Source organism: Streptomyces tremellae (assembly GCF_039540215.1).
Lineage (GTDB): Bacteria > Actinomycetota > Actinomycetes > Streptomycetales > Streptomycetaceae > Streptomyces > Streptomyces tremellae.
This window is the reverse complement of sequence record NZ_BAABEP010000068.1, coordinates 22327-30724: the sequence shown is the minus strand read 5'-3', so window position 1 is coordinate 30724 and position 8398 is coordinate 22327. Positions and strand designations below refer to the sequence as shown.

The 8398-nt window shown below is 73.9% G+C and carries 5 protein-coding genes and 1 pseudogene; 4 read left to right on the top strand and 2 right to left on the bottom strand.

Features of this window, described 5'->3' with window-relative positions; all coding sequences use genetic code 11:
* Positions 1–109 precede the first annotated feature (109 nt).
* Together ABEA77_RS29395 and ABEA77_RS29390 are read right to left on the bottom strand one after the other, a co-directional pair.
* Positions 110–911: pseudogene (locus ABEA77_RS29395) on the bottom strand (DUF58 domain-containing protein); the annotation flags it as partial.
* 24 nt (positions 912–935) lie between these two features.
* Positions 936–2189 (bottom strand): DUF7847 domain-containing protein, encoded by a 1254-nt coding sequence (locus ABEA77_RS29390; RefSeq protein WP_345654171.1) that lies wholly within the window; start codon positions 2187–2189, stop codon positions 936–938.
* Positions 2190–2402: 213 nt separating this feature from the next.
* On the opposite strand from ABEA77_RS29390, the gene mtnA reads away from it, so the two are divergent.
* The 4 genes from mtnA to ABEA77_RS29370 are packed head-to-tail and all read left to right on the top strand — an operon-like array spanning position 2403 to position 8386.
* Positions 2403–3545, top strand: coding sequence for an S-methyl-5-thioribose-1-phosphate isomerase (gene mtnA, locus ABEA77_RS29385; protein WP_345654168.1), 1143 nt, complete (start codon positions 2403–2405; stop codon positions 3543–3545).
* A gap of 15 nt (positions 3546–3560) precedes the next feature.
* The gene (gene mtrA / locus ABEA77_RS29380; RefSeq protein WP_345654165.1) at positions 3561–4238 is read left to right on the top strand and encodes a two-component system response regulator MtrA; all 678 of its coding nucleotides are present in this window, start codon (positions 3561–3563) and stop codon (positions 4236–4238) included.
* Position 4239: 1 nt separating this feature from the next.
* The gene (gene mtrB / locus ABEA77_RS29375) at positions 4240–6546 is read left to right on the top strand and encodes an MtrAB system histidine kinase MtrB (protein WP_345654162.1); all 2307 of its coding nucleotides are present in this window, start codon (positions 4240–4242) and stop codon (positions 6544–6546) included.
* A complete protein-coding gene (locus ABEA77_RS29370) occupies positions 6536–8386 on the top strand; it encodes an LpqB family beta-propeller domain-containing protein (RefSeq protein WP_345654159.1) in 1851 nt (616 codons plus the stop codon). The genes mtrB and ABEA77_RS29370 overlap by 11 nt, the downstream gene beginning before the upstream one ends.
* The last annotated feature ends 12 nt before the right edge of the window (positions 8387–8398 follow it).

Genomic DNA, 8398 nt, shown 5'->3' with positions numbered 1-8398 from the left:
AGATGATGAATGTGGGGAGGGCCTGCACCTGGGTGGTGCGGGCCCTTTCTGCGTTCGCTGGGTTTCTGCGTCCGGCCGGCCGCCATTCCGGACCTGGCCCCGGCCCCCGTCAGAGCCGACCCGCCCACTTGAGCGCGAGGTAGGCGTCCGCCAGGTCCGGGGCGAGACGGCTCGGGGAGGCGTCGACGACCGTCACCCCCGGCGGGTCAGCAGCTCCGCCGTGCGACGGGGTTCCGCCTGCGTCTGGCCGGCAGCGCCGCCTCGTAGACCGCGTCCACCGTGCCCCTGGCCCGTTCCCTCTCTACGAGGGACGGCAGGACGTCCGCGCAGTTCCGCCGAGGTACCGGGGGCCTGACCCGGCGGTCGTAGGCCAGCAGATCGACGCTGTCTCCGGGCCTCGTCGCCAGAGCCGCGAGCAGGAGGGCCGCGTCCATGGCGGCGTCCAGGCGCGGGGTGTCACCGACCCGTCCTGCCGACGTACGGGCGGTGTCGAGGACCAGGATGATCTGGCGGTCGTGCTCGGGGCGCCAGGTGCGGACCGCCAGCTCCGACTGGCGCGCGGTGGTCCGCCAGTCGACGGAGCGTGTGCCGTCGCCCGGTACGTACGCGCGGAGGCCGTCGAACTTCGTGCCCTGCCGCCGGACGAGCACGCTCGTGCCGCCGTCGAGCTCCCTGAGTCCGGCCAGCCGTGACGGCAGGTGCTTTCTGCTCTCGAAGGGCGGCAGTACCCGAGCCGTCCACGGCACACGGTGACTGCCCTGCCGGGGCGCGGGTCCAGGAGGGCGCGTTCTTCGAGGGAGCGGACGATCGCCCGCGTCCGCTTCGAGCCGCGCCTCCCCGCGGGCCGCCTCCCGCGAGATGCCGAGCGGAGTGTGGTCGGCCGCCGTGCCGGTCAGCCATGCGGTCTCCGGCACTCCCCCGGGACGGTGACCCTCTCAGCTCCCGGGACGGCCGCCGGACGGCTGGGATCCGTAGCCGGTGATGCCGGCGGCGCGGGCGAGTTCCAGGTCGAGGGCCTCGCGCCGGATGCGCCGGTCCACATAGAGCAGGACGGTGACGCCCGCGGAGATCGGCAGGGTGACGGCGGACGCGATCACCGAGCCGATGGCGGTGATGACGACGTACGCCCAGCCGAAGTGCGGGGTGTCGCCGGCGAGCACGCTGTCGATTCCGGAACCGCCGTCCGCGACCGTCGCGACAAGGCTGAACGGCACGGCGACGATCAGGGAGACCAGAAGGGTGAGCACCCCGGTGAGGAGCAGGACGCCGAAGGTCCGCCACCAGGCGCCGCGCACCAGCTTCGCGGAGCGCCGCATGGACGCGATCACGCCCTGGCGCTCCAGCATCAGCGCAGGGGAGGCCAGGCTGAAGCGGATCATCAGCCAGAGGACGACGGGCAGTGCGGCGAAGCAGAGGAGCGTGGTCGTCGCGAAGCCCGCGTCGGTGCGGCTCGCGAGGCCCGGTACGAGGGCCACCGCCACGATCGCCGCGCCGAGCAGCGGCAGCAGCAGGGTGAGCCCCAGCAACTGGGGCAGGCGAGGCCGCGCCTCGTGCCAGGCGTCCTGGAAGGCCACGGGACGGCCGAGGACGGAGCGGCTGACCACGACGGTGAGGACGGCCGTGGAGAAGAGGGTGCCGATCAGGGTGATGACGATCGAGATCAGCGAGGTGACGAGCGTCGACTGGAGGGCGTCGCCGAGCTGGTCGAGGGCCTCGGTGGGGGAGGCCGAGGGATCGATCTCGGCCGGTGCGGAGGCCAGGAGGCGTTCGAGGAGGATGTCGCAGGTCCGGGTGACCACGGCGACTCCGACGGTCACGCCGAGGACTGTGCGCCAGTGGCGGCGCAGGACGGACACGGAGCCGTCGAGGATCTCGCCGAGGCCGAGGGGGCGCAGCGGGATCACCCCGGGCTGCGCCGCGGGCGGTGGGCCGCCCCAGCCGCCCGCGCCACCGCCCCAGCCGGGACCGCCTGCCGGACCGGGACCGCCCCGGCCGGAGGCACGTGGGGGCCTTGTCTGGGCGGGCACGGACGGTGGGGCGCCCGGCGGCGACCACCGGCCGGGCGGCGGCTGCTCGGCGGACCACGTGCCGGAGGGTGCGCCCGGCTGGTCCGCAGGGGGCGGCGTGCCGTTCTCCTGGCCGTCGGACGGGGCAGATCCGGGCGAGGCCCAGCCCGGAGTGTCGTTCACGGTCGTCCACCTCGTGGCAGTGTCGTCGGTTGGGCACGGCGGTCCGGTGCTCTGGTGCGGCCCGTTGATGCCGGTGACCGTCGGGGATGCCGGTGACCGTCGGGTTGGTGGCCATCGTGCCACGCGGTACCCGGGGCCGGGCCAGAGGGCGGGCGGCCCGATGCGATCTCTTCGCGGCTTCATTGTCCCCGCCCGACCAGGCAGACTGGGCGGATGGCTGATCCGTACGCACCTGTCGCCGCCGACGCACCGTCCTCGCAGGTTCCGGCGCTCCGCTGGGACGAGCCGCCCGAGGGGCCCGTGCTCGTGCTGCTCGACCAGACGAGACTCCCCGCCGAGGAGGTCGAACTCGTCTGCACCGACGTGCCGGCGCTGGTGGGGGCGATCCGTACGCTCGCCGTGCGGGGTGCGCCGCTGCTCGGCATCGCGGGGGCGTACGGGGTGGCGCTCGCGGCGGTCCGGGGCTTCGACGTGGAGGACGCGGCGCAGACGCTGGCGCACGCGCGTCCCACCGCGGTCAACCTCGCCTACGGGGTGCGGCGGGCGCTCGCGGCGTACCGGAGCGCGATGGCCGGCGGCGGGGACCTCGGCGCCGCGGCCGGCGCGGCGCTCGCCGAGGCGAGGCTGCTGCACCGGCAGGACGCGGAGAGCAGCGCGCGGATGGCCTCGGCGGGCCTCGCCCTGCTCGACGAGTTGCTTCCCGGCGGCAACCACCGGATCCTGACCCACTGCAACACGGGGGCGCTCGTCTCCGGCGGCGAGGGCACCGCGTTCGCGGTGGCGCTGGCCGCGCACCGGGCCGGGCGGCTCCAGCGGCTCTGGGTGGACGAGACCCGTCCGCTGCTCCAGGGTGCCCGGCTCACCGCCTACGAGGCGGCGCGCAACGGGATGGCGTACACGCTGCTGACGGACAGCGCGGCCGGGTCGCTGTTCGCGGCGGGCGAGGTGGACGCGGTGCTGATCGGCGCGGACCGGATCGCGGCGGACGGCTCCGTGGCGAACAAGGTGGGCAGCTATCCGCTCGCCGTGCTCGCCCGGTACCACCATGTGCCGTTCGTGGTGGTCGCGCCGACGACGACGATCGACCCGGACACCCAGGACGGAGCGTCGATCGAGGTGGAGCAGCGAGCGGCGCAGGAGGTGACCGAGTTCGCGGTGCCTCCGGCGGCGGGCGCGGAGGCGGGGGCGGGGGTGCCGGTGGCCCCCCTCGGGACGCAGGCGTACAACCCGGCGTTCGACGTCACTCCGCCCGAGCTGGTGACGGCGCTCGTCACGGAGGACGGGGCGCTCTCCCCGGTGACCGGCAGTGGAATCGCTGACCTGTGTGCCAGGTCACGACAGGCAACGATGGGCTGATGGGATGATGTCGATATGAAGGGACGCGTCCTTGTCGTCGACGACGACACCGCACTCGCCGAGATGCTGGGCATTGTGCTGCGTGGTGAAGGGTTCGAGCCGTCGTTTGTGGCGGACGGGGACAAGGCGCTTGCCGCCTTCCGAGAGACCAAGCCCGACCTGGTGCTGCTCGATCTGATGCTGCCCGGCAGGGACGGCATCGAGGTGTGCCGCCAGATCCGGGCCGAGTCCGGGGTCCCGGTGGTCATGCTCACGGCGAAGAGTGACACGGTCGACGTGGTCGTCGGCCTGGAGTCGGGGGCGGACGACTACATCGTCAAGCCCTTCAAGCCCAAGGAGCTCGTGGCCCGGATAAGGGCCCGCCTGCGCAGGTCGGAGGAGCCGACGCCCGAGCAGCTGACCATCGGCGACCTGGTCATCGACGTGGCGGGCCACTCGGTGAAGCGCGAGGGGCAGTCCATCGCGCTCACCCCGCTGGAGTTCGACCTGCTGGTGGCGCTTGCCCGCAAGCCGTGGCAGGTCTTCACCCGCGAGGTGCTGCTCGAACAGGTCTGGGGCTACCGGCACGCCGCCGACACCCGGCTGGTGAACGTGCACGTCCAGCGGTTGCGCTCGAAGGTCGAGAAGGACCCGGAGCGGCCGGAGATCGTCGTGACCGTCCGCGGGGTCGGGTACAAGGCAGGACCGAACTGACATGACCGGCGGCAGCACCGCGCCGAAGGCCGGGCGTCCTGGGCGCGGCCGCCGCTTCCAGGGCGGCCGGCTCCTTCAGGACGCACCGGCGGGCGGCCCGGTGCTGCGGCTGGTCGTCCGGCTGCTGCGGCGCCCGCTGCTGCCGGTGATGCGGCTGTGGCGGCGCAACATCCAGCTCAGGGTTGTCGCCGCCACGCTGCTGATGTCGCTCGGCGTGGTGCTGCTGCTCGGCTTCGTGGTCATCGGGCAGGTGCGCAACGGCCTGGTCGAGGCGAAGGAGAAGGCCGCCCAGAGCCAGGCGGACGGCGGGTTCTCCGTCGCCCAGGAGAAGGCGGACGCCCCCTCGCCCGGCGGCAGGAGTGACGACGGCACGGGCTCCACGGTCGCGGGCACGAACTCCTGGCGCACGGACCTCGTGGAACAGCTGGCGAGCGGCGGCCCCGGGGCGTTCAACGTGGTGGCGCTCAGCGCCGACCCGCTGCCCAAGCGCGCGCCGCGCACCTCCGGCGGCGTGGACCTGTCGTCCATCCCCGACGACCTGCGGCGGGCGGTCGCCGGGGGCACCGGCGAGTTCAAGACGTACGCGCAGATCAAGTACACCGACGCGTCGGCGGACCGGGAGCCCGAGCCGGCGCTGATCATCGGCAAGCGGCTCAACGACGTGGACCGCCACCCGTATGAGCTGTACTACCTGTTCCCTCTGACGCAGGAGGAGCAGTCGCTCAACCTCGTGAAGCGGACGCTGGCCACGGCGGGTCTCTTCGTGGTGGTGCTGCTCGGCGCGATCGCGTGGCTCGTGGTGCGGCAGGTGGTCACGCCGGTGCGGATGGCGGCGGGGATCGCCGAGCGGCTGTCGACGGGGCTGCTGCACGAGCGGATGAAGGTCACAGGCGAGGACGACATCGCCCGGCTCGGCGAGGCGTTCAACAAGATGGCGCAGAACCTCCAGCTGAAGATCCAGCAGCTGGAGGAGTTGTCGCGGATGCAGCGGCGCTTCGTCTCGGACGTGTCGCACGAGTTGCGCACCCCGCTGACGACGGTACGGATGGCCGCCGACATCATCCACGAGTCGCGCGGCGACTTCGACCAGGCGACGTCACGCTCGGCGGAGCTGCTGGTGGGGCAGATCGACAGGTTCGAGTCGCTGCTCGCGGACCTGCTGGAGATCAGCCGGTTCGACGCGGGGGCGGCGGCGCTGGAGGCCGAGCCGATAGACCTGCGGGAAGTGGTGCGGCGGGTGATCGACGCGGCGGCGCCGCTGGCGGAGCGCAAGGGCTCGACGGTGCGGGTCCTCGGCGACGAGCAGCCCGTGGTCGCCGAGGCGGACGCCAGGCGGGTCGAGCGGGTGCTGCGCAACCTCGTGGTCAACGCCGTCGAGCACGGCGAGGGCCGGGACGTCGTCGTACGGCTTGGGGCGGCGGGCGGGGCCGTGGCGGTCGCGGTGCGCGACTACGGTGTGGGGCTCAAGCCGGGCGAGGCGACGCGGGTGTTCAACCGGTTCTGGCGGGCGGACCCGGCGCGGGCCCGTACGACGGGCGGTACGGGTCTCGGCCTGTCGATCGCGGTGGAGGACGCGCGCCTGCACGGCGGCTGGCTCCAGGCGTGGGGCGAGCCGGGCGGCGGCTCGCAGTTCCGGCTGACGCTGCCGCGCACGGCGGACGAACCGCTGCGGGGCTCCCCGATACCGCTGGAGCCCGAGGACTCCCGGGGCAACCGCGAGCGGGCCGCCGCCGTGGCGGACAAGAGCGTGCGGCAGGTCGCGACCACGGCTTTCCCGGTGCCGGGCGGCGGTGGCGCGCTGCCCGTACCGCCGGGCCAGGGCTCGCGGCCGACCGCCGTGGTGGACCCGACGGCCCTGCCGGGCAGTGGCTCCCGCGTGGTGCCGAGGGGCACGGCGGACCGCCCCAGGGGCGGCGGGGACGCCAGGGGCGGCGGCGCCGCGCCGCGGCCCACCACCGCCGACGCCTCGGTCCAGGGGGCTCCCGACGGCGGCGCCGCGGAGGCGGCTGGTGCGGGCGGTGACGCCGGCGGCGACCGGGCCGCGGGGCCTTCGGACGGTGGCGGCCCTGCCGGGCCGGCGCCGAGCGGCGGTCCGGGCGGTGGGCCAGGGGACGGGAGCGACGGGAGCGGTGCCGGTGGCGTGGACGGCCGTGGACCGTGTGAGTGGCCCTCTGGCGGGGGCGGTTCGGCCGCGGGGGCATCGGATGGCGAGGCCTCGGACGGGCGCGGCGGTCCGGCCGGGCCGGCCTCCGGTGGCGGCTCGGTGGGCGGCTTGTCGGACTGGGAGGAGGCAGGGCGTGGGCGGTGATCGCTTGCGGCGCGGGCGGGTGCGCTCCGCGCGGGTACCTGCGGTGCTCGTGGTGCTGGTGATGGCGCTCGCGGGGTGCGCCTCCATCCCCGACAAGGGGGACGTGGAGCCGGTGAAGGCGTCACCGCAGGACGAGTCCCAGGTGCGGGTGTACGCGGTGCCGCCCCCGCAGAACGCGTCGGCGGGGGACATCGTGGACGGGTTCCTCGAAGCGATGACCAGCGACGATCCCGGGTTCGCCATGGCCAGGAGGTATCTCGCCAAGGACGAGGCGCACGACTGGCGGCCGCAGAAGATCACAACGGTGCTCAGCGAGGCGCCCGACCTGGAGGGGCCCGCCAAGCCGCCGTCCGCGGACCAGCCAGGACTGACGTACCAGATGCACGGGGAGCAGATCGCGACGGTCGACGAGGGGCACGTGTACCGGCCGTTGAAACCCGCCGCGTACCAGCAGGCCCTGCATCTCATCCAGGAGAAGGTGGGCGACCACAAGGAGTGGCGCATCGACGCCCTGCCGCAGGGCCTCGTGCTCGGCGCGTCCGACTTCCAGCGCAACTACCGCCCCGTGGACACGTACTTCTTCGCGCGGGGGGACGGCTGGCTGGTGGCCGACCCCGTCTTCATCAGGCAGCGCATAGACCCGCTGACCCGGATGGACCCGATCACCCAGGCCGTGAACACGCTGCTGTCCGGGCCCACGGGGTGGCTGGAGCCGTCCGTCACGTCGTCGTTCCCCGCGGGGACGCGGCTGGCCGCGGGCACCAGGACGCTGCAGTTCGACGACAGCAACGCGCTGACCGTGCCGTTGAGCGCCGCCGCGAAGAAGGCGTCGCCGGACGTGTGCAAGAAGATGGCCGCGCAGCTGTACTTCACGCTGCGCGATCTCACCTCGACCCGGGTCAGCCAGATCGCCCTGCGGGCCGGCGGCAGCGCGCTGTGCTCCGTGACCGGCGACGAGGCGCTGGCGTACGCGCCGGGGAACGCCTCGGGCCGGTCCGACGACGCGTTCTACGTCGACTCGGACGGCCGGCTCGCCCGTCTGCGGCCCGAGGACAAGCGGGGCAGTGACAAGGACAGCCTCGTCCCCGGGCCGTTCGGCGACGGCGGGGTGAAGCTGGACGCGGTCGCCGTCGCCCGCGACGAGCGGACCGCGGCAGGCGTCGCGCAGGACGGCAAGTCGCTGTACGTCGCGTCGATCACGGGCGGCGGGGACGCCGGCGACCCGCTGGTCACCAGCGAGGGCAAGAAGGCGTCCGACCGGCTGTCCGCGCCGAGCTGGGACAGCCGTGGGGACGTGTGGGTCGCGGACAGGGACCCGGACCACGCCCGGCTGCTGCAGTTCGAGAGCGGCGCCTCCTCGCCGGCCGAGGTGCGCGTGGACGGTCTCGGCGGACGCAGGATCGAGGCTGTACGGCTCTCCTCCGACGGGGTGCGCATCGCGCTCCTGCTGACGCGGGGAGACCGGACGAGCCTGGAGATCGGGCGGGTCGACCAGACGGGCACAGGGGCCCACAGGACCCTGGAGGTGGAGGACCTGAAGTCGTTGACGCCGCAGATGGAGACCGTCACGGCGGTGTCCTGGGCGGGGCCGAGCCGCCTGGTGATCGTCGGCAAGGAGGCGGGCGGCGTGCAGCAGGTGCGGTTCATCCAGGCCGACGGGTCGACCTCGGACGCGAGCGTGCTGCCAGGGCTGAACCAGGTGACGGCGATCGCCGCGGGCGACACCGACGCGAAGGCGCTGGTCGCCGACTCCGAGGACGCGGGCATCGTGCAACTGCCCTCGGGCGGCAACTGGCAGGCCGTCGTGGACCACGGGGAGTCGCCGGTCTATCCGGGCTGACGCGCGGGCGTC

Coding starts and splice junctions, on each gene's coding strand:
- mtrB (WP_345654162.1), top strand. CDS start 4,240: ATGACCGGCGGCAGCACCGCGCCGAAGGCCGGGCGTCCTGGGCGCGGC.
- mtnA (WP_345654168.1), top strand. CDS start 2,403: ATGGCTGATCCGTACGCACCTGTCGCCGCCGACGCACCGTCCTCGCAG.
- mtrA (WP_345654165.1), top strand. CDS start 3,561: ATGAAGGGACGCGTCCTTGTCGTCGACGACGACACCGCACTCGCCGAG.